Consider the following 20,998-nt stretch of genomic DNA (forward strand, 5'->3'; position numbering starts at 1 on the left):
GCACCAATGAGTTTCCGTATTTCCGCGCTGCTGACCGGCCCGCTGTGCGCCGCCAGCCTGGCCTGGGCCTGCGGCGCATGGGCGCAGGCGCCGGCCGGCGGCCAGGGTCAGGTCTATTCCACCTCGGCCGGCGGCCAGGCGCCGGCGGCCAGGTCCGTGTCCAGCGGCGCGGCGGCCGATCCCGCCGCGCAGGCCGTGAAGGAGCGGTTCGAGCAGCGCTTCACCGAACTCAGCGTGACCGCGGTGCGGCGCACGCCCTATGGCCTGTTCGAAGTCCAGATCGGCAGCGACCTGATCTACACCGACGAGAAAGTCACCTGGGTCATGGAAGGCCCGCTCATCGACGCCATGACCCGTCGCGACGTGACCCGCGAGCGGCAGGAAAAGCTCGGCTCGGTGTCCTTCGACGAATTGCCGCTGGACCTGGCCGTCAAGCAGGTGCGCGGCGACGGCTCGCGCAAGATCGCGATCTTCGAGGACCCCAACTGCGGCTATTGCAAGCAATTGCACAAGACGCTGCGCGGGGTCGACAACCTCACCATCTATACCTTCCTGTACCCGATCCTGGCGCCCGATTCGCACACCAAGTCGCGCGACATCTGGTGCGCGGCGAACCCGGCCCAGGCCTGGCAGGACTGGATGCTGGACGGCAAGACGCCCGCCACCGCCGAATGCGAGACCCCCGTCCAGCAAGTGCTGGCGCTGGGCCAGAAGCTGATGGTGCGCGGCACGCCCGCCATTTTCTTCCAGGACGGCAGCCGGCTGAACGGCGCCGCGCCGCTCGAGATGATCCAGGCCCGCCTGGGCCAATGACCGGAGACCGCCCGTGAACACCGACACGATCAGGGTTGCCCTGCTGGACGATTACCACGGCGTGGCCGAGCGCTACGCCGACTGGACCACCCTGGGCCCGCGCGCCCGGGTGCAGACGTTCCGCGACTACCTGCCCGAAGCCGAGCGGGCGCGCGCGCTGCAGCCCTTCGAGGTCATCGTGGCCATGCGCGAGCGCACGCCGTTCCCGGCGCACCTGATCGAGTCCCTGCCCAACCTGCGGCTGCTGGTCACCACCGGCATGCGCAACTTGGCCATCGACATGGACGCCTGCTCGCGCCGCGGCATCGTGGTGTGCGGCGCGCCGGGCAGCGCCGATGCCAACACCGCCACCGCCGAACTGGCCTGGGCGCACATCCTGGCGCTGTTCAAGAACTTGACGGTCGAAGACGCCAACATGCGCCGCGGCCTGTGGCAAACCGGCATGCCGCGGCCGCTGGCCGGCAAATGCCTGGGCGTGGTGGGCCTGGGCAAGCTGGGCACGGCGGTGGCGCAGGTGGGCAAGGCATTCGGCATGGAGGTCCTGGCCTGGAGCCCCAACCTCACGCCCGAGCGCGCCGCGCAGGCCGGCGTGGCCTATGCGGCCAAGCACGATCTGTTCGCCAATGCCGACGTCGTCAGCGTGCACCTGATCCTCAGCGAACGCACCCGCCAGGTGGTGGACGCGGCGGCGCTGGCCGCCATGAAGCCCACGGCTTTCCTGGTGAACACTTCGCGCGCCGGGCTGGTCGACCAGGACGCCCTGCTCGACGCCCTGCGCAAGGGACGCCTGGCGGGCGCCGGCCTGGATGTGTTCCCCGAAGAACCGCTGCCGCCCACCGACACGCTGCGGGCGCTGGACAATGTCGTACTGACGCCGCACCTGGGCTACGTCAGCCCCGAGAACTTCACCGCTTTCTACCGCAACGCCCTGCAGGCCGTCAGCGGCTGGATGGCCGGCCAGCCGGTGCGCGTGCTGAACCCGTAGCCGCATCCCGGCCGTGCAGCAGGTGTCAGACACCCTGCGGGTGTCTGACACCATGCAACACCCGCGCCTTCACTGCCAGGTGTCAGACACCTGGCGTGTCTGACACCATCCAAGACGCCCCGTCTTACAACCGCGCGAACACCACCTTCTGTTCCGCCATCCCCGCCGCGCCGTCCGCCGGCCCGTCCCCGCATCCGCCATCCATTTCGCCTTGCGGATGCGCCGGGTCCACCGGGTCGAACGCGGTGTCGCCATTGGCATCGGCCACGCCCGTGGGCTTCAGTCCCACGAAGTCGAACAGGTCGCGGTCCATCAGGTGCGACGGCACGATGCGCGACAGCGCATTGAACACATTCCACGACCGCCCGGGATGCCGGCGATCCCATTCCTGGATCATGCGCGCCACTTCCTGGCGCTTCAGGTTTTCCTGCGAGCCGCACAGGTTGCACGGGATGATCGGGAACTGCTTGAACTTGGCATAGGCCACCAGGTCGCTTTCCGGGACATACGCCAGCGGCCGGATCACCGTGTGGCGGCCGTCGTCGGAAACCAGCTTGGGCGGCATGGCCTTGGCCTTGCCGCCGTAGAACAGGTTCAGGAAGAAGGTGGCCAGGATGTCGTCGCGGTGGTGGCCCAGCGCGATCTTGGTGGCGCCCAGCTCGCTCGCTACGCGGTACAGGATGCCGCGCCGCAGCCGCGAACACAGCGAGCACATGGTCTTGCCCTCGGGGATCACCCGCGTCACGATCGAATAGGTGTCCTGTGTCTCGATGTGGAACGGCACGCCCAGCGACGCCAGGTAGTTCGGCAGCACTTCGGGCGGGAAGCCCGGCTGCTTCTGGTCGAGGTTGACCGCCACGATGTCGAACGAAAAGGGCGCCCGCTTGCGCAGCGCCAGCAGGATGTCGAGCAGCGCGTAGGAATCCTTGCCGCCGGACAGGCACACCATGACGCGGTCGCCGGCCTCGATCATGTTGAAGTCGGCGATGGCGCGCGTGGTTTCGCGCGCCAAGCGCTTGGCCAGCTTGTTGCCCTCGTGGCGGATCTTTTCCTGGGCCGGCGTGCGATGGGCGGCGGCTGGGGTATCGATGAGGTCTTGCATGATGAACGGGCGATGCTAGCGGTTGATCTGGATCTCCACGCCGACCGCGGCGCAGTCGGAGAACGCCATCGGCTTGCTGATGCGCAGCCGCAGCGAGCGGATTTCGGCGAAGTCGCGCAGCAGGCGGGCCGCGACCTGTTCGGTCAGCGTCTCGATCAGGTTCACGTGCGCCTGGGTGCATTCCTCGACGATGGCCTCGCGCAGCCGGCGGTAGTCCAGCACGCTGTGGATGTCGTGGTCGTCCACGCTGCGGGTGATGTCCACGTCGAACTCGGCGTCGATGTGCAGGGGCTGCGTGGCCCGGCGTTCGTGTTCGAGAATGCCGATGCGGGCATCGAGCGCCAGTCCGGAAAGGATGATGCGGCGTGTGGGCATGATGGAAGCCTGGAGGAGGGAACCGGAATTGTAAGGCGGGCGGGGGCCCTGGCTACAATTCCGCCGATGCGCCTGCGCCTTGCGGCGCGCCACAATGCGACACACGGAACACAACAGACATGCGGCAGCAATACGACGCGGTAATCGTGGGCGGCGGCCCGGCCGGGGCTTCGTGCGCCATCTGGCTGGCCCGCCTGGGTCTGGCGCCGCTGCTGGTCGAGGCCAGTAGCCGCCTGGGCGGGCTGGCGGCCGACAACCCCTTCGCCGACGACTGGATCGCCGTGCTGCCCGGCGTCACCGGCCAGCAGGTGGCCGCCAATATCGCCGCCAGCGTGCAGGCGGCCGGCGTGCCGACCCGCCTGGACACGCCCGCGCTGCGGGCTCGCCGGGCCGACGGCGGCTTCGAGGTCGAGCTGGGCCGGGCGGGCGGCGCCGTGGAAACCGTGCGCGGGGGGCCCTGGTGGTCGCTTCGGGCGTGCGCGCGCGCGGCCTGCCGGGCCATCCGCCGGGGGCGGCGTGGCCCGGCGTGTTTGTCGGCCCCGGCTCGTCCATCATGGCGCAAGACTACGCCGGCCTGTCGGTGGCCGTGCTGGGCGGGGGCGACAATGCGTTCGAGAATTTCGTCTATGTGCGCAACCGCGGCGCCCGCGCCGTGCATTTGTATGCCCGCAGTGTGCGGGCCCAGCAGCAATGGGTGGCGCGCGCCGGCCAGGACGGGGTGCGGGTCGGCCCCTACCAGGTCGATCCGGCCGCCCGCACCGTCGACGGCCGCGCCTACGACTTGATCCTGGTGTTCTACGGCTGGGAACCGCAGGCCGCCTTTGCCGAGGCCCTGGGCCTGCAGCGCGACGCGCGCGGCTACATCCGCACCGATGCCGCCACGGCCGAAACCAGTACCGCCGATGTCTACGCGATCGGCGAAGTGGCGCACCGCATGCACCCCTGCGTGGTGACCTCGCTGGCCGACGGCGTGGTGGCCGCCAAGACCATCCAGCGCCGCGGCGAGCGCGGCGCCGGCTAGCCGGGCCGGCCAGCCGGCATCCAGGCCATCCAGGCATATCCCGGGGTATATCCCGGCGTCTGGCACCCCATCGTATCCAGGTGTCTGACACCCCATGAGACGGCCGCCACTGCACGGGACGCCTCCGCGGGGTGTCAGACACCTATTGCCGCGCCCGGCGCCCGCCGCGGCATTCGGCAGGCTAGGCTGCCGCCAGCACGCAGTCCAGCGCCGCCGGCGGCGCCAGGCGCACGGTGAAGGCGCGCAGCTCGTCGCGGCGGAACACATGCACGGTGACGCGGTCGCCCGGACGGTACTGGGCCAGCAGCAAGTCCAGCCCGGCCGGCGCGTCCACGCGCAGGCCATCCACCGCCACCAGTACATCGCCGGCCGACAGCCCGCCGCGATGGGCGGCGCCGCCCTCGAACACGGTGGCCAGCGCCAGCCCGTCGCCCTGTTTGCGCGTGCGCACGTCCAGCGACGGAATATTGACCGGCGCCTTCCATTGCAGCGCGATGCCGTGCGGCGCCAGCAGCTCCGCCAGCGGCACGTCGGCGGTGCCGTAGGCGTGGCGCGCCACGAACCGCCGCACATCCACGCCGGTGGCCTCGCGCACCAGCTCGGGCAGCGCGTCTTCGGGCAGCCCTTGCGGCTTGCCCCGGTAGAAATCCCGGCCATAGCGCTGCCACAACAGCCGCATGACGTCGTCCAGCGAGCGCGCGCCGCCGCTGTCGCGGCGGATGGTCAGGTCCAGCCCCAGCGCCACCAGCGCGCCTTTGGTGTAGTAGCTCACCAGCGCATTGGGGGAGTTCTCGTCCTGCTTGTAATAGCGGGTCCAGGCGTCGAACGAGCTCTCGGCCACCGACTGCTTGCGCCGCCCGGGCGCGCGCGCCACGCCGGTGATGGTCTTGCCCAGCAGGCGCAGGTAATCGGCCTGGCTGATCACGCCCGAACGCAGCAGCATCAGGTCGTCGTAGTACGAGGTGAAGCCCTCGAACACCCACAGCAGGCGGGTCAGGTCGGGCTGCTGCAGGTCGTACGGCACGAACGCGGCGGGCTTGATGCGCTTGACGTTCCAGGTGTGGAAATACTCGTGGCTGACCAGCCCCAGGAAGCCGCGGTAGCCCTCGCCCTGGCCCTGCTGGCCGAGCACCGGCAGGTCCTTGCGCGACGCCATGAGCGCGGTGCTGGCGCGGTGTTCCAGGCCGCCGTGGCCGTCGCCCACCACCATGGTCATGAACACGTAGCGGTCACTGCTGTCCAGGAAGGGCGCGCGCCGGGTGCGCGGCTCGAAGAACGCGATCTGCGCCTCGCAGATGCGGCGCGCGTCCGCCGCGATGCGCGCCAGGTCCAGGTTGGGTGCCACGCCGGTGAACACCATCTCGTGTTCGGCGCCGTGCGCCGTGAACCGGACCACCTGCGGCGTGCCCATCTCGACCGGGTGGTCGATCAGCGCATCGTAGTCGGGCGCCCGGTACAGGCCGAAGCCGTGGCGGCGGGCCGCGCCCGCGTGGCCGCGGGCCTCGGGCAGGCTGGTGTACACCTTCCAGCCGGCGATGCCGCGCGGCGGCGCCAGGTCCAGCAGGCAGGGCGCCTGTTCCTGGCCCAGCACGCGCAGGAATACGCTGGTGCCATTGAAGAAGCCGTGGGTTTCGTCCAGGTGCGCGCCGCGCACCGACAAGTCCCAGGCATAGACCGTGTATTCCACCTGCAGCGGCCCGTCGCACGGCGCGGCCTGCCAGGTGTGGTTGTCGCGCTTGGTCACCGCGACCGGCCGGCCCCCGGCGCGGGCGCCCAGGGTTTCGATCTGGCGCGAAAAGTCGCGGATCAGGTAGCTGCCCGGGATCCAGGCCGGCAAGGCCAGCCGTTGCCCGGCCGGATCGGGTTCCGGTACGGTCAAGGTGACGTGATAGCGGTGTCCGGCGGGGTCGCGCGGTTCCAGGCGGTAAATTACGGGTGTGTTCATTGCGCTATCTTACTTTCCTACGCTTTTTTCTCCAGGAGACATCCATGAGCGAGTCGTTTGTGCTGGTCGAAACCCGTGGCCGCGTCGGGCTGCTGACCCTGAACCGCCCCAAGGCGCTCAACGCGCTCAATGACCAGTTGATGAACGAGCTGGGGGCCGCGCTGCTGGCATTCGAGGCCGACGAGGGCATCGGCGCGGTGGTCATCACCGGCAGCGAAAAAGCCTTTGCAGCCGGCGCCGACATCGGCGCCATGAAAGACTGGTCGTACATGGATGTCTACGGCAGCGAATACATCACCCGCAACTGGGAAACCCTCAAGCGCATCCGCAAGCCCGTCATCGCCGCGGTCGGCGGCTATGCGCTGGGCGGCGGCTGCGAGCTGGCCATGATGTGCGACATCATCATCGCCGCCGACACCGCCAAGTTCGGCCAGCCCGAGATCAAGCTGGGCGTCATTCCCGGCGCGGGCGGCACGCAGCGCCTGCCGCGCGCGGTCGGCAAGGCCAAGGCCATGGACCTGGCCCTGACGGCCCGCATGATGGGGGCCGAAGAGGCCGAGCGCGCCGGCCTGGTGTCGCGCGTGGTGCCGGCCGACAAGCTGCTCGACGAGGCGCTCGAGGCCGCCACCGTCATTGCTTCCATGTCGCTGCCCTCGGTCATGATGGCCAAGGAATGCGTCAACCGGGCCTTCGAGTCCTCCCTCAACGAAGGGCTGCTGTTCGAGCGCCGGGTGTTCCATTCGCTGTTTTCCACCGAAGACCAGAAAGAAGGCATGGCCGCCTTCGTGGAAAAGCGTCCGCCCAATTTCCGCCACAAGTAACACTTCCTCCAGCACGCCGCCGAAGGCAGCGCGGCGGCATGGGGCGGCAGCCAGGTAACTGGTTGCCGGTTGTAACTCTTGAATTGCACCTTGTTGCAGCTTCCGCGCCTATCCTGAAACGGCGTGATGCCTGAAAAGGTCCTCCCGCTCCCTGGCGGGAGGGTCGGCTCGTTTGCCAACAACGAACAAGGAGCCCCCATGCCTGACCATTCCCACTCTATGCGCCGCTGGCCCCGCGCGGCCCTGGTCGCCGCGCTCGGCGCCGGCTTTGCCTGCGCATCCCTGGCGCAGTACCCGCAGCCCTCGATGCGGCTGGTATCGGAAACCCCGGTGGCGGCGTCGCAATCCGCCCTGTCTGCAGAAGAATTGCAGGACATCGCGGTGGATGCTTACCTGTACGCCTATCCCATGGTGCTCATGGAAGCCACCCGCCGGGCCTCGACCCAGGTCCAGACCTCGCTGGCGGGCAAGGCGCCCATGAACCAGTTCGGCCATCGCACGGTCTTCCCCGACCCGGGCGCCACCGATGTGGCCTGGCCCAGCACCGACATGCTGTATTCCAGCCTCTGGTACGACGTTTCGCGCCAGCCGCTGATCATCCGCGTGCCCGACTCGGGCGGGCGCTACTACGCGATGTCGCTGCTGGACATGTGGACCGACGAATACGCCTCGCGCGGGACCCGCACCACCGGCAATGGCGAGCAGACCTTCGCCATCGTCGGCCCCCATTGGCAGGGCACGGCGCCGTTCGGCGTCGAAGTGGTGCGCAGCCCGACCTCGATGGGGTGGCTGATCGCCCGCATCCAGACCGGCGGGCAGGCCGAGTATGCCGCCGTGAACCAGTTCCAGGCCGGCATGACGGCTTCGCCGATGGCGGTGGCGCCGCCCGCGCCGACCCTCGCCACGCCGCCGCGCCGCGGCGCGGCCAAGCCGGCGACCTGGCCGCAAAGCCCGTCCAGCCCCGGCTATACCCCCATCGGCGCGCCGTCGACGCTGCCGGCGCCGGTGTCGACCATCACCTGGAGCGCCCAGGGGTCGCCGGGCCAGCAGGTCGCGGCCATGGACCCGGCAACCTTCTTCACGGTGTTCGCCGAGCTGCTGCGCGCCAACCCGCCGCATGCCAACGACTATGCCATGCTGTCGCGGCTGCGCCGCATCGGCCTGGTCGGTCCGCAGCCGTTCTCGTACAGCCGGCTCGACCCGGCGGTGCAGCAGGCCCTGGCCGACGCGCTGCCCGTCGCGGGCCGCCGCATCGCCGACGCGGTGCCGCGCCTGGGCACGTCCATGAACGGCTGGAATACCGTATTGACCGGCATCGGCACCTACGGCACCGACTACACGCGGCGCGCCGCCGTCGCCTACGCCGGGCTGGGCGCCACCACGCCGCACGATGCGCTGTATCCCGTCACCACCATCGACGACGATGGCGAGCTGCTGCGCAGCGACGAAGAGTACGTGCTGCACTTCGACAAAGGCCAGCTGCCGCCGGCCAATGCCGCGTGGTCGCTGATCCTCTACAACGCCGACCACAACCTGGCGCCCAACCGCATCGGCCGCTATGCGCTGCGCAGCACGGATCCGCTGCAGTACAACGCCGACGGCTCGCTGGACATCTACATCCAGCGCGACGATCCGGGGCCGCGCAAGGCGGCGAACTGGCTGCCCGCGCCCGACCGGGGCAACTTCATGCTGAACATGCGGTTGTACTGGCCGCGCGACATCGCGCTGGACGGCAACTGGGCGCCGCCGCCCGTGCGGGAAGACTGATCCCCCCGGGGGCAGCCCGCCCCTTCGCCCGCCAAGCGGCGCCGGAGTCATCCGGCGCCGCTTTCTTCATTTGCCGGCGCAAAACGAATCACGCTATACTCTACGGGTTTGACGCTTGCGGGATAAAAACACGTGGTGACCTACCACGCATGTCGTGTCCGCAAGAGCGGGGAAGCCTGATGCAAAGCCTGGTGGAACAAAATCCGGTGCTTACCGATGCCGATCGCGCGGCACTCGATGCCCAGGCTTGCCGGGGGCTCTTGTGGGCATTGGCGGCGCAGGGTGCCATGGGCCTCGCGGCGGCGGCAATTGCAGGGATCATTGCGGGGGCGGCGGCGGGTTTGTCGGCGTTGGCGGGGGCGGGAGCGTATTTCATACCCAATGCGCTGTTTGCATTGCGTCTGCTCATCAACGTACTCAAATCGGGTCGAGCCAGTCCCGTTACTTTTTTCCTCGGCGAGATGGTCAAGCTGCTCATGACGGCGCTGCTGTTGTGGCTGCTGTCGCGTGTGGCGCAAGGCTGGCTGGTGTGGCCGGCGGTGCTGCTGGGCCTGATCTTCACGCTCAAGGGCTATCTCCTGCTGTTGATGTTCCGCAAGTTGTCATAGCTGCTTAGAAATCATGCAACGGCCGGCCCGCAAGGTCCGGCCCCACAGCAAAGAGGGTAGGGTTCCAAATGGCTGCTGCCAGCGACGTATCGCCTCAGTCCGCGTATATCCAGCACCACCTGGTGCATCTGAACAACATCGGCGAGAAGCAGTCCGTCATCGCCCAGTTCGATGTCATCAACTACGACTCGATCTTCTGGTCCGCCCTTACCGGCCTGGTCGTCATCGTCTTCCTCTGGCTGGCCGCGCGTCGCGCCACGGCCGGCGTGCCGGGCCGCTTCCAGGCCTTCGTCGAAATGATCGTCGACATGGTCGACGAGCAGGCCAAGGGCATCGTCACCAACGCCAAGAGCCGCCTGTTCGTGGCCCCGCTGGCCCTCACCGTGTTCCTCTGGATCGTCCTGATGAACGCGCTCGACCTGATCCCCGTCGACCTGATGCCCTCGGTGTGGCGCTGGACCGGCCTGGGCGCACACCACGGCGACCCGCTCTACTACCACCGCATCCTCCCCACCGCCGACCTGAACGTGCCCATGGGCATGTCGCTGGGCGTGCTGCTGCTGATGTTCTACTACGGCATCAAGATCAAGCACCCGGGCGGCTTCGTCAAAGAACTCTTCACCGCGCCCTTCCATGCCCATGGCATCGGCGCGCTGCTGCTGGCGCCCGCCAACCTGCTGCTCAACCTGATCGAATACGCCGCCAAGTCGGTGTCGCTCGGCATGCGGTTGTTCGGCAACATGTTCGCCGGCGAACTCGTGTTCATGCTCATCGCCCTGCTGGGCGGCGCCTGGACGGGCCTGAACGCTGCCAGCGTGGGCCTGGGTATCGGCCATGTGCTGGCGGGATCGGTGTGGGCCATCTTCCACATCCTGATCGTGCTGTTGCAGGCTTTCATCTTCATGATGCTGACGCTGGTGTACATCGGCCAGGCTCACGAAGGGCATTGACCCCGTTTTCCTGGCGCGGGCGCTTGCCCACGCCGGGGCGCAAGATTTTCTTGCATACCAAGCAGTACCTGTCTTCTTACAATTTGACTTCAGATTTCTAACCAAGGAGTTGTCATGACCAACGTCGCTTTCGTTGCTCTCGCTTGCGGTCTTATCATCGGTCTGGGCGCCATCGGCGCTTGCATCGGTATCGCACTGATGGGCGGCAAGTACCTGGAAGCTTCGGCTCGTCAGCCCGAACTGATGAATGCGCTGCAAACCAAGATGTTCCTGCTGGCTGGCCTGATCGACGCGGCGTTCCTGATCGGCGTGGGTATCGCCATGCTGTTCGCCTTCGCCAACCCGTTCGTGGGCTGAGCCCGGCGGTTCATGGCAACGCCCGCCGGCATGAAGGCGGGCCTGACGCCGGCGGCAGCGGAATCGCTCCGCTGCCGGTCGGCAAAGTATCGAGAGCTCCGCGACGCCATTGGTGCGGCCGGAGCCGCAAGGTGTTAAAGGAACGACCGTGAATCTGAACGCGACGATCTTTTTCCAAATGCTCGTGTTCTTCGTTCTGGGCTGGTTCACGATGAAATTCGTGTGGCCCCCCCTGACGAAGGCGATGGACGAGCGCCGCCAAAAAATCGCCGACGGCCTGGCCGCCGCCGAGAAGGGCAAGGCCGACCTGGCCCAAGCCCAAGCGCGCGTCAGTCTGATCGAGGCTTCTGCCAAATCCGAAACCCATGCCCGCATCATCGAGGCCGAAAAGCAGGCCGCCTCGCTGATCGAGCAGGCTCGCCGCGAAGCCGAAGCCGAGCGCGCCCGCATCGTCGCCCAGGCGGCCCAGGATGCCGCGCAGGAAGTCCAGCGCGCTCGCGATGCGCTGCGCGACGACGTCGCCGCGCTGGCGGTCAAGGGTGCCGAACAGATCCTCAAGCGCGAGGTCGACGCCCGCGCCCATGCCGAGCTGCTCAACCAGCTCAAGGCGCAGCTTTAATCCGGGAACGCCATGGCTGAACTTTCCACTGTCGCCAGGCCCTACGCCGAGGCGCTTTTCAGCGCGGCGCGCGACGACAAGGCCGGCTTGCCGGCCTGGGCCGACCTGATCGGCGAACTGGCCCAGGTGGCCGCCCACCCCGACGTGCGCGAAGCGATGTCCGATCCGCGCCTGGACGACGCGCAGCGCGCCCAGCTGTTCATCGGCCTGACCAAGTCGGAACTGCCCCAGGCGGTCCGTAATTTCGTCGAGCTGCTGGTGGCCAACGACCGCCTGCTGCTGCTGCCGATCATCGCCAAGCAGTTCGTCGCGCTGAAGAATCGTCACGAAGGCACGGCGCAGGCGGAAATCACCAGCGCGTTCGAGCTCAGCGAAGCCCAGGTCAAGGAACTGGTCGACGCGCTCGAAACCAAATTCGGCCTCAAGCTCAACCCCAGTGTCACCGTCGACGAATCGCTGATCGGCGGCGTGCGCGTGGCGGTCGGCGACCAGGTGCTCGATACTTCCGTACAAGCCCAATTGGCCCGCTTGCGGGATACCCTGGCCGCCTGACGCGCAGACGGCAGGCCAGACAAACAGGATTCCAGGAGTCAATATGCAACTCAATCCCTCCGAGATCAGCGAACTGCTCAAGAGCCGCATCGAGGGCCTGGGCGCTTCGGCTGACATTCGTACCCAGGGCACCGTGGTGTCCGTGACCGACGGTATTACCCGCATCCATGGCCTGTCCGACGTGATGCAGGGCGAAATGCTCGAGTTCCCCAACAACGTCTTCGGCGTGGCGCTCAACCTCGAACGCGATTCCGTCGGCGCCGTGATTCTGGGCGACTACACCGGCGTGTCCGAAGGCGACCAGGTCAAGACCACCGGCCGCATCCTCGAAGTGCCGGTCGGCCCCGAACTGAAGGGCCGCGTGGTCAACACGCTGGGCACGCCCATCGACGGCAAGGGCCCGATCGACACCAAAGAAACCGACATCATCGAGAAAGTGGCCCCCGGCGTGATCGCCCGCCGCTCGGTGTCGCAGCCGCTGCAGACCGGCATCAAGGCCATCGACTCGATGGTGCCGATCGGCCGCGGCCAGCGCGAGCTGATCATCGGCGACCGCCAGACCGGCAAGACCGCCGTCGCGGTCGACACCATCATCAGCCAGAAGGGCAAGGGCGTCACCTGCGTGTACGTCGCCATCGGCCAGAAGGCGTCCACCATCAACAACGTGGTGCGCAAGCTCGAAGAGCACGGCGCCATGGACTACACCATCGTCGTGGCCGCCTCGGCCTCGGACTCGGCCGCCATGCAGTACCTGGCCGCCTACGCTGGCTGCACCATGGGCGAGTACTTCCGCGACCGCGGCGAAGACGCCCTGATCATCTACGACGACCTCACCAAGCAAGCCTGGGCCTACCGCCAGGTGTCGCTGCTGCTGCGCCGCCCGCCGGGCCGCGAAGCCTACCCGGGCGACGTGTTCTACCTGCACTCGCGCCTGCTGGAGCGCGCCGCGCGCGTCAACGAGGAATACGTCGAGAAGTTCACCAACGGCGCCGTCAAGGGCAAGACCGGCTCGCTGACCGCGCTGCCGATCATCGAAACCCAGGCGGGCGACGTGTCGGCCTTCGTGCCGACCAACGTGATCTCCATCACCGACGGCCAGATCTTCCTGGAAACCGACCTGTTCAACGCCGGCGTGCGTCCCGCCATCAACGCCGGTATCTCGGTGTCGCGCGTGGGCGGCGCCGCCCAGACCAAGGTCATCAAGAAGCTGTCCGGCGGTATTCGTACCGACCTGGCGCAGTACCGTGAACTGGCCGCTTTCGCGCAGTTCGCCTCCGACCTCGACGACGCGACCCGTCGCCAGCTCGAGCGCGGCAAGCGCGTGGTGGAACTGCTCAAGCAGCCGCAATACCAGCCGCTGCAGGTGTGGGAACTGGCCGTCACGCTGTACGCGGTGAACAACGGCTACCTGGACGACGTGGACGTGGCGCAGGTCCTGGCCTTCGAAAAGTCGCTGAAGGATCAACTCAAGGCCAAGCATGCCGGCCTGATCCAGCGCATCGAGGACACCAAGGAACTGTCCAAGGACGACGAGGCCGAACTGGCTGCCGCCATCCAGGATTTCAAGAAGCACGGTGCTTTTTAAGGCAATGTCTGGCGTAGCGGCGGGCCTCGCGCCCGCCCTACGGTAGGGCGGGGCGAGCCCCGGCCGCATCCCGCCAAGCCGTTACAACAGGAAAGCGCAATGCCCGGAATCAAGGAAATCCGAACCAAGATCAAGAGCGTGCAGAACACGCGCAAGATCACCAAGGCGATGGAAATGGTCGCTGCATCCAAAATGCGCAAGGCGCAGGACCGGATGCGCGCGGGTCGTCCGTACGCCACCAAGGTGCGCGAGATCGCCGCGCACCTGATGCAGGCCAACCCCGAGTACAGCCATCCGTACCTGGTCGAACGCGAGATCAAGGCGGTGGGCGTGGTGCTGGTCACCACCGACAAGGGTCTGTGCGGCGGCCTGAACACCAACATCAGCCGCGTGACGCTGGCCAAGCTGAAAGAGTTCGACCAGCGCGGTATCCGGGTCCAGGCAACGGCGTTCGGCAACAAGGGCCTGGGCCTCCTGACCCGCGTCGGCGCGAACCTGGTGTCGCACGAAGTGCAGCTCGGCGACAAGCCCGACCTCGACCGCCTGCTGGGCGCCATCAAGGTCCAGCTCGACGCCTACCTGAACGGCGAGATCGACGCGCTGTACGTGGCCGCCACCCGCTTCGTCAACACCATGAAGCAAGAACCGGTGTTCCTGCGCCTGCTGCCGCTGGCCAGCGGCCTGGACGACCCCTTCCAGTCGGGCGCGGAAACCCTGGCCAAGACGGCCGAGGTGCAGTCGAACTACAGCTGGGACTACATCTACGAGCCCGATGCCAAGAGCGTGATCGACGACTTGCTGCAGCGTTACGTCGAGGGCCTGCTGTACCAGGCCGTGGCCGAGAACATGGCCTCGGAGCAGTCGGCCCGGATGGTCGCCATGAAGGCGGCGTCGGACAACGCCAAGAAGGTCATCGGCGACCTGCAGCTGGTCTACAACAAGACCCGCCAGGCGGCGATCACCAAGGAAATTTCGGAAATCGTAGGGGGCGCGGCCGCCGTCTGATCGGCCTGCATCCCGTCAAAAAGCTATCAAGCAAGGAATCGACATGAGCAACGGAACCATCGTTCAGTGCATCGGCGCCGTGGTGGATATTCAGTTCCCCCGCGATCAAATGCCCAAGATCTACGAAGCGCTCACCCTGGCCGACGAAACGTCGCAGTTCGCCGAGAAGGGCCTGACGCTGGAAGTGCAGCAGCAGCTGGGCGACGGCGTGGTGCGCACCATCGCGCTGGGCTCCAGCGACGGCCTGCGCCGCGGCATGAAAGTCGTGGGCACCGGCGCGCCGATCTCGGTGCCCGTGGGCCACGGCACGCTGGGCCGCATCATGGACGTGCTGGGTCGTCCCATCGACGAAGCCGGCCCCATCGAAGCCGACGAAAAGCGCGCCATCCACCAGACCGCTCCCCGTTTCGACGAACTGTCGCCGTCGGTGGAACTGCTGGAAACCGGCATCAAGGTTATCGACCTGGTCTGCCCGTTCGCCAAGGGCGGCAAGGTCGGCCTGTTCGGCGGCGCCGGCGTGGGCAAGACCGTCAACATGATGGAACTGATCAACAACATCGCCAAGCAGCACAGCGGCCTGTCGGTGTTCGCCGGCGTGGGCGAGCGCACCCGTGAAGGCAACGACTTCTACCACGAAATGGAAGAGTCGAAGGTGCTGGACAAGGTCGCGATGGTGTTCGGCCAGATGAACGAGCCCCCGGGCAACCGTCTGCGCGTGGCCCTGACCGGCCTGACCATGGCCGAGAAGTTCCGCGACGAAGGCCGCGACATCCTGTTCTTCGTCGACAACATCTACCGCTACACCCTGGCCGGCACCGAAGTGTCCGCGCTGCTGGGCCGCATGCCGTCGGCGGTGGGCTACCAGCCGACGCTGGCCGAGGAAATGGGCGTGCTGCAAGAGCGCGTCACCTCGACCAAGACCGGTTCCATCACGTCGATCCAGGCCGTGTACGTGCCCGCCGACGACCTGACCGACCCGTCGCCCGCCACCACCTTCCAGCACCTGGACTCCACCGTGGTGCTGTCGCGTGACATCGCCGCCCTGGGTATCTACCCGGCCGTGGACCCGCTCGATTCCTCCAGCCGCCAGCTCGACCCGCAGGTGGTGGGCGAAGAGCACTACGCCGTGGCCCGTGGCGTGCAGCAGACGCTGCAGCGCTACAAGGAACTGCGCGACATCATCGCCATTCTGGGCATGGACGAACTGTCGCCCGAGGACAAGCAGGCCGTGGCCCGCGCGCGCAAGATCCAGCGCTTCCTGTCGCAGCCGTTCCACGTGGCCGAAGTGTTCACGGGTTCGCCCGGCAAGTACGTGCCGCTGGCCGAGACCATCCGCGGTTTCAAGATGATCGTCAACGGCGAGTGCGATGCGCTGCCCGAGCAGGCCTTCTACATGGTCGGCACCATCGACGAGGCCTTCGAGAAGGCCAAGAAACTGCAATAAGGATCTCATATGGCTACCCTGCATGTGGATGTCGTCAGCGCAGAGGAAGCGATCTTCGCCGGCGAGGCGAAGTTCGTGGCGCTGCCTGGCGAAGCGGGCGAGCTGGGCATCCTGCCCGGCCACACCCCGCTGATTTCGCGCATACGCCCCGGGACGGTCAAGATCGTCCGTGCCGATGGAGCCGAGGAAAACATCTTCGTCGCCGGGGGCATCCTGGAAGTGCAGCCGGGCATGGTGACGGTACTGGCCGACACGGCCATCCGCGCCGCCGACCTGGACGAGGCCCGTGCCGTGGCCGCGCGCGAGAAAGCCGAAGAGGCCCTGCGCAACGCCAAGGACAAGGCCGACATCGCGGTCGTCGAAGCCGAGCTGGCCATGCTGGCGGCCCAGGCCGTGGCGGCCCGCAAACTGCGCCAGACCCGCAACACGCACTGAAGCAGCACCGGCGCCGGCCCCTGCGGGGTTGGCGACGCATCATTACGCAAGGCGGCCGAGAGGCCGCCTTTGCTTTTCCAGGCCTGCCCGCGCGGCGCGCCCCCGTCCTTATACGTATAACCCGCAGTGTGGGGATTGCGAATATCGCTTTTCAGCCCTGCAGCGTACGCTTGCCTTTTTTGCATATGTAACGAAGGAGGCTATCTTGCGGGAAACTCTCGACTGCGCGGTGCTGATGACACCGGGCCACGAAAGCTGGGTCAGGGAATGGGTCGCGCAGCACGGCGGGCAGGCCGGCCGGCTGCGGCTGCACGCCCAGGAGCTCTCCACCTTGGCGCCCGGCGCGCCCGACGCGCAGCTGCTGGGGCGCGCCAGGCTGGCCTTGCGGCGTTTCGACGGCTGCCTGCTGCCGGTGGCGCCCGCCTCGCTCTCCTGGATCCGCACCGCGCTGGCCAATGCCGGCTCCGGGCCGCGCACGCCGCTCATCGCGCTGGTGTTCGACATCACCGCGCCCGCCATCCTCGACCTCCTCGCGCTGGGCGCCGCCGACTTCATCCGCGCGCCGGCCTGTCCGGACGAACTGCGCGCGCGCCTGGTGCGCCTGTGCCGGGCGTCCGGCCACAGCGCCGTGCCGGCCCTGCCGCCCGACGCCTCGCCCGCCACGCCTTGCGCCATGCAGGAACCCGCAGCCGCCTACGGCGCGCGGGCCGGCCGGCGGCGGCCGCTGTCGCGCGCCCGGCTCGAACGCACCCTGGCTGCATTGCACGGCCGCGAAGCCGCGCATGTGGACGAGCCCTTCCGCCAGGCCAAGGCGCGAGTGGTCGAAGGCTTCGAGCGCGAGTACCTGCGGCGTGCGCTGGCTCGCCATGCCGGCAACGTGGCCCAGGCGGCGCGCGCCGCCAGCAAGCACCGGCGGGCGTTCTGGGCCCTGATGCGCAAGCACCGCATCGACGCCGCGCCCTATCGAAACAGCGCCGAATCCGGCCTCGGGTCATAGCGCCGATGCGCCTGGCCGGGGCGCGACCCCCGTACGCTTGCGCGACGTCGGCGTCGCGGGCCGCACCGAAGGGTAAAATCACGGCTTCCGATTGCGAAGGATAGTCGTGTCCGCTGCCCCCTTGAAAAACGATGTATTCCTGCGCGCCCTGTTGCGCGAACCCGTGCCGTATACCCCCATCTGGCTGATGCGCCAGGCCGGGCGCTATCTGCCCGAGTACAACGCCACGCGCGCGCGGGCCGGGTCGTTCATGGGGCTGGCCCAGAACCCCGACTACGCGGCCGAAGTCACGCTGCAGCCGCTGGCGCGCTATGACCTCGACGCGGCCATCCTGTTTTCCGACATTCTCACCGTGCCGCATGCCATGGGCCTGGGGCTGGACTTTGCTCCCGGCGAAGGGCCGCGTTTCGCCCGCCCGCTGCGCACCGAAGACGACGTGGCCCGGCTGGCGGTGCCCGACATGGAATCGCTGCGCTACGTGTTCGACGCGGTCGCCACCATCCGCCGCGAACTCGACGGCAAGGTGCCGCTCATCGGGTTCGCCGGCAGCCCCTGGACCATCGCGTGCTACATGGTGGAAGGCCGCGGCAGCGACGACTACCGCCTGATCAAGACCATGCTCTATGCGCGGCCCGACCTGCTGCATCGCATCCTCGAGATCAATGCGCAAGCCACGCTGCAATACCTGAACGCGCAGGTCGCCGCCGGCGCACAGGCCGTCATGCTGTTCGACAGCTGGGGAGGCGTGCTGGCCGACGGCCTGTTCCAGCAGTTCTCGCTAGCCTATACCCGCAAGGTGGTGGCCGGGCTGACGCGCGAGCACCAGGGCCGCCGCGTGCCCGTCATCGTGTTCACCAAGGGCGGCGGCCAATGGCTGGAGGACATCGCGCGCTGTGGCTGCGATGCGGTGGGCCTGGACTGGACGGTCAACCTGGGCCAGGCCCGGGCCCGTACCGGCGATGCCGTGGCCCTGCAAGGCAACCTCGACCCGATGACCTTGTTCGGCGGCGCTGCGGCCATTCGCGCCGAGGCGCGCCGCACCCTGGACGCCTTCGGCCCGGTCGGCAGAGGCGGGCACGTGTTCAATCTGGGGCACGGCATTTCCCAGTACACCCCGCCGGAAGCCGTCTCCGAGCTGGTCGACGAAGTGCATGCCTATAGCCGCCCGCTGCACGCATAGTAAGTGAACGCTTCGCCGCCATGCGCGGCCGATGCGCGTTGTCCAGAAGCACTTGTGCACAGCAGCGAAGCAACTCGGGATTACCCCGAATAGTTCTCAATTTTTCTGGAAAAAGTTTATAAGCCATTGAATATAAACAGGAAAACCAGGTCATTTGGGATTTCTTATTAAACTCCACCGGGATTTTCCTTGGCAGCAGGCAAGGTTGTTGGGTGTTTTTCCCCAAAGTTATCCACAGGCTGCAGCGGCCCGGATATTTCGGTCAGGCGCGACAATCTCTTAGCGGCAAATTCCAGAATTCACTTTAACTATCGACTGCCTCGCCCCATGTTTTTCTGCACCCACCCCCATGTCTGACGCGTCCGCCGCTGCCGGTTCGGGCGCCGCGGCCTGGGTGCGCGTGGCGCTCGATGTGCCGCTGCCGGGTCCGTTCGACTACCGCAGTCCGGCCCCGCTGCCGGTGGGCGCGCGCGTCATCGTGCCGTTCGGGCGCCGCAAGCTGGTGGGCGTGGTGCTGGACAACCCCGCCGAGCCGTCAATCGGGGCGGCGCAGGTGCGCGACATCGAACAGGTGCTGGAAGACCTGCCGCCGCTGCCGGCAGACTGGCTGCGGCTGGCCCGCTTTGCCGCCGAGTACTACCAGCGGCCGCTGGGCGAAGTGATGCTGCCTGCCATGCCGCCGCCGCTGCGCAAGCCCTCCGCCTACCAGGGCAAGCGATCGGGGCAGGGCCCAGTGGCCCGGCTGGATGCGCGCAAGCCCAAGGCGCCCGCGGCGCCGGCGGTGCCCGACCAGGCGCCCGAGCTGAACCCGGACCAGCGTGCCGCCGTCGACGCCGTGGCGGCGCTCGAGGGCTTCAAACCCGTGCTGCTGCACGGCGTGACGGGCAGCGGCAAGACCGAGGTCTACCTGCACGTGGCGCAGCAGGTGCTGGCCGCGGGTCGCCAGGTATTGCTGCTGGTGCCCGAGATCAACCTGACGCCGCAGCTGGAGGGCGCTTTGCGGGCGCGCCTCGAATCGGTGCTGGGCCCCGGCGGGCTGGCGGTGCTGCACAGCGGGTTGTCCGACGGCGAGCGTCTGCAGGCCTGGGCCCGCGCGCAACGCGGCCAGGCCCGCATGCTGCTGGGCACCCGCATGGCGATCTTTGCGCCCATGTCCGAACTGGGCCTGATCGTGGTGGACGAGGAACACGACGCGTCGTACAAGCAGCAGGAAGGCCTGCGCTATTCCGCGCGCGACCTGGCGGTCTGGCGGGCGCGCGACCTTGGCATTCCCGTGCTGCTCGGCTCGGCCACGCCTTCGCTGGAAAGCTGGCATCACGCCGGGCGCGGGCACTACTTGCGCCTGTCGTTGCCGGGGCGCGCCCGCGCCAGCAACCTGCCGGCCGTGCGGCTGGTGGATACCCGCCGCCTGGCCATGCGCCAGGGGCTGTCGCCGCAACTGGTCGAGGCCATCGGCCAGCGGCTCGAGCGCGGCGAGCAGTCGCTGGTGTTCCTGAACCGCCGCGGCTATGCGCCGGTGCTGCATTGCGCGTCGTGCGCATGGGTCAGCCATTGCCCGCGCTGCACGGCGTTCACGGTGCTGCACCGGACCACCGGGCACGGTCACCGCCTGCACTGCCATCATTGCGGCTACCAGGCGCCCGTGCCGCGCGCCTGCCCGGAGTGCGGCGACCAGGATCTGCAGCCGATGGGGCGCGGCACGCAGCGGGTGGAAGAACACCTGGCCGAACTGTTTCCCGAGGCGCGCATTTCGCGCATCGATGCCGACAGCACCCGGCGCAAGGGCAGCGCGCAGGCGCTATTCGCCGCGGTGCACGCGGGCGAAGTGGACATCCTGGTGGGCACGCAGATGGTGGCCAAGGGCCACGATTTCGCGCGGCTCGGCCTGGTGGGCGTGCTCAACGCCGATTCCATGCTGTTTGCCCATGATTTCCGCGCGCCGGAGCGCCTGTTCGCGCAGCTCATGCAGGTGGCGGGCCGCGCCGGCCGCCATGGCGGCGGCGGCGAGGTGCTGATCCAGACGGGCTACCCCGAGCAGCCGGTTTACCAGGCGCTGCTGCGCCACGACTACGCCGGCTTCGCGCGCCATGCGCTCGAAGAGCGCGAGACCACCGGCCTGCCGCCTTTCGCGTACCAGGCGCTCTTGACCGCCGAGGCGCGCGAGCTGGCCCAGGCGCTGGCGTTCCTGCAGCAGGCGCGCGCGCTGGCCGACGGCGGCGGCTTCCCGGGCGCGACCGCGCTCACGCTGTACGATCCGGTGCCGTTGCGGGTGGTGCGCGTCGCCAATATCGAGCGCGCGCAATTGCTGCTCGAAAGCACCAGCCGCCCGGCGCTGCAGGGCTTCCTGGCGGCGTGGTCGGCGTATTTGCCGGACCTGGCCGCCGAGGCGCGCGTGCGCTGGCAGCTCGAAGTGGATCCCCTCGAAATCTGACCCTCG

Annotated in this window: 19 protein-coding genes and 1 pseudogene; 17 read left to right on the forward strand and 3 right to left on the reverse strand. The window is 67.9% G+C overall.

Annotated elements, in window-relative coordinates:
* The first annotated feature begins 6 nt into the window (after positions 1–6).
* Both CAL24_RS01390 and CAL24_RS01395 read left to right on the forward strand, forming a co-directional pair.
* The gene (locus CAL24_RS01390) at positions 7–813 is read left to right on the forward strand and encodes a DsbC family protein (RefSeq protein ID WP_028354530.1); all 807 of its coding nucleotides are present in this window, start codon (positions 7–9) and stop codon (positions 811–813) included.
* Positions 814–841: 28 nt separating this feature from the next.
* Positions 842–1,798, forward strand: a complete 957-nt coding sequence (locus CAL24_RS01395) for a D-2-hydroxyacid dehydrogenase family protein (RefSeq protein ID WP_094805601.1) — start codon at positions 842–844, stop codon at positions 1,796–1,798.
* 124 nt (positions 1,799–1,922) lie between these two features.
* Here CAL24_RS01395 and ttcA read toward each other — a convergent pair whose 3' ends face one another.
* Positions 1,923–2,900, reverse strand: a complete 978-nt coding sequence (ttcA, locus tag CAL24_RS01400) for a tRNA 2-thiocytidine(32) synthetase TtcA (protein WP_094805526.1) — start codon at positions 2,898–2,900, stop codon at positions 1,923–1,925.
* 15 nt (positions 2,901–2,915) lie between these two features.
* Complete coding sequence (folB, locus tag CAL24_RS01405) at positions 2,916–3,275, reverse strand: dihydroneopterin aldolase (protein ID WP_028354533.1); 360 nt, start codon at positions 3,273–3,275, stop codon at positions 2,916–2,918.
* A gap of 119 nt (positions 3,276–3,394) precedes the next feature.
* Here folB and CAL24_RS01410 point away from each other — a divergent pair.
* A pseudogene (locus tag CAL24_RS01410) lies at positions 3,395–4,296 on the forward strand (NAD(P)/FAD-dependent oxidoreductase).
* Positions 4,297–4,477: 181 nt separating this feature from the next.
* Here CAL24_RS01410 and CAL24_RS01415 read toward each other — a convergent pair.
* Entirely contained in the window at positions 4,478–6,241 is a 1,764-nt protein-coding gene (locus CAL24_RS01415) for a M61 family metallopeptidase (protein WP_028354535.1), read from the reverse strand.
* Positions 6,242–6,285: 44 nt separating this feature from the next.
* Between CAL24_RS01415 and CAL24_RS01420 the strand changes: the two genes are divergently transcribed.
* The 14 genes from CAL24_RS01420 to CAL24_RS01485 all read left to right on the forward strand — a co-directional run bounded on the left by CAL24_RS01420 (position 6,286) and on the right by CAL24_RS01485 (position 20,992).
* Positions 6,286–7,062: an enoyl-CoA hydratase gene (locus tag CAL24_RS01420; protein ID WP_028354536.1), complete on the forward strand. Its 777-nt coding sequence runs from the start codon at positions 6,286–6,288 to the stop codon at positions 7,060–7,062.
* 198 nt (positions 7,063–7,260) lie between these two features.
* Positions 7,261–8,829, forward strand: coding sequence for a DUF1254 domain-containing protein (locus tag CAL24_RS01425; RefSeq protein ID WP_094805527.1), 1,569 nt, complete (start codon positions 7,261–7,263; stop codon positions 8,827–8,829).
* A 179-nt stretch (positions 8,830–9,008) separates the two neighbouring features.
* Positions 9,009–9,437 carry an ATP synthase subunit I gene (locus CAL24_RS01430; RefSeq protein WP_231501725.1) on the forward strand — a complete coding sequence of 143 codons (429 nt, stop codon included), beginning with the start codon at positions 9,009–9,011 and terminating at the stop codon, positions 9,435–9,437.
* Positions 9,438–9,505: 68 nt separating this feature from the next.
* Positions 9,506–10,387 carry a F0F1 ATP synthase subunit A gene (atpB, locus tag CAL24_RS01435; RefSeq protein WP_028354539.1) on the forward strand — a complete coding sequence of 294 codons (882 nt, stop codon included), beginning with the start codon at positions 9,506–9,508 and terminating at the stop codon, positions 10,385–10,387.
* 114 nt (positions 10,388–10,501) lie between these two features.
* Positions 10,502–10,744, forward strand: a complete 243-nt coding sequence (atpE, locus tag CAL24_RS01440) for a F0F1 ATP synthase subunit C (RefSeq protein WP_003815363.1) — start codon at positions 10,502–10,504, stop codon at positions 10,742–10,744.
* A gap of 148 nt (positions 10,745–10,892) precedes the next feature.
* On the forward strand, positions 10,893–11,363 hold the full coding sequence (locus CAL24_RS01445) for a F0F1 ATP synthase subunit B (RefSeq protein WP_028354540.1): 471 nt from the start codon (positions 10,893–10,895) through the stop codon (positions 11,361–11,363).
* Between the two features lie 12 nt (positions 11,364–11,375).
* Positions 11,376–11,915, forward strand: a complete 540-nt coding sequence (locus CAL24_RS01450; RefSeq protein WP_028354541.1) for a F0F1 ATP synthase subunit delta — start codon at positions 11,376–11,378, stop codon at positions 11,913–11,915.
* Between the two features lie 43 nt (positions 11,916–11,958).
* Positions 11,959–13,500 (forward strand): F0F1 ATP synthase subunit alpha, encoded by a 1,542-nt coding sequence (atpA, locus tag CAL24_RS01455; protein ID WP_028354542.1) that lies wholly within the window; start codon positions 11,959–11,961, stop codon positions 13,498–13,500.
* Positions 13,501–13,599: 99 nt separating this feature from the next.
* Positions 13,600–14,505 (forward strand): F0F1 ATP synthase subunit gamma, encoded by a 906-nt coding sequence (atpG, locus tag CAL24_RS01460; RefSeq protein WP_028354543.1) that lies wholly within the window; start codon positions 13,600–13,602, stop codon positions 14,503–14,505.
* Positions 14,506–14,548: 43 nt separating this feature from the next.
* Positions 14,549–15,949 carry a F0F1 ATP synthase subunit beta gene (gene atpD, locus CAL24_RS01465; RefSeq protein WP_094805528.1) on the forward strand — a complete coding sequence of 467 codons (1,401 nt, stop codon included), beginning with the start codon at positions 14,549–14,551 and terminating at the stop codon, positions 15,947–15,949.
* 9 nt (positions 15,950–15,958) lie between these two features.
* Positions 15,959–16,384, forward strand: coding sequence for a F0F1 ATP synthase subunit epsilon (locus CAL24_RS01470; protein ID WP_028354545.1), 426 nt, complete (start codon positions 15,959–15,961; stop codon positions 16,382–16,384).
* Positions 16,385–16,589: 205 nt separating this feature from the next.
* Entirely contained in the window at positions 16,590–17,381 is a 792-nt protein-coding gene (locus CAL24_RS01475) for a helix-turn-helix domain-containing protein (RefSeq protein ID WP_249278458.1), read from the forward strand.
* A gap of 106 nt (positions 17,382–17,487) precedes the next feature.
* Entirely contained in the window at positions 17,488–18,561 is a 1,074-nt protein-coding gene (hemE, locus tag CAL24_RS01480; protein ID WP_028354546.1) for a uroporphyrinogen decarboxylase, read from the forward strand.
* A 349-nt stretch (positions 18,562–18,910) separates the two neighbouring features.
* Complete coding sequence (locus CAL24_RS01485; RefSeq protein ID WP_094805530.1) at positions 18,911–20,992, forward strand: primosomal protein N'; 2,082 nt, start codon at positions 18,911–18,913, stop codon at positions 20,990–20,992.
* Positions 20,993–20,998 lie beyond the last annotated feature (6 nt).

Origin of the sequence: Bordetella genomosp. 2, from assembly GCF_002261345.1 — a bacterium.
GTDB lineage: Bacteria > Pseudomonadota > Gammaproteobacteria > Burkholderiales > Burkholderiaceae_B > Bordetella_A.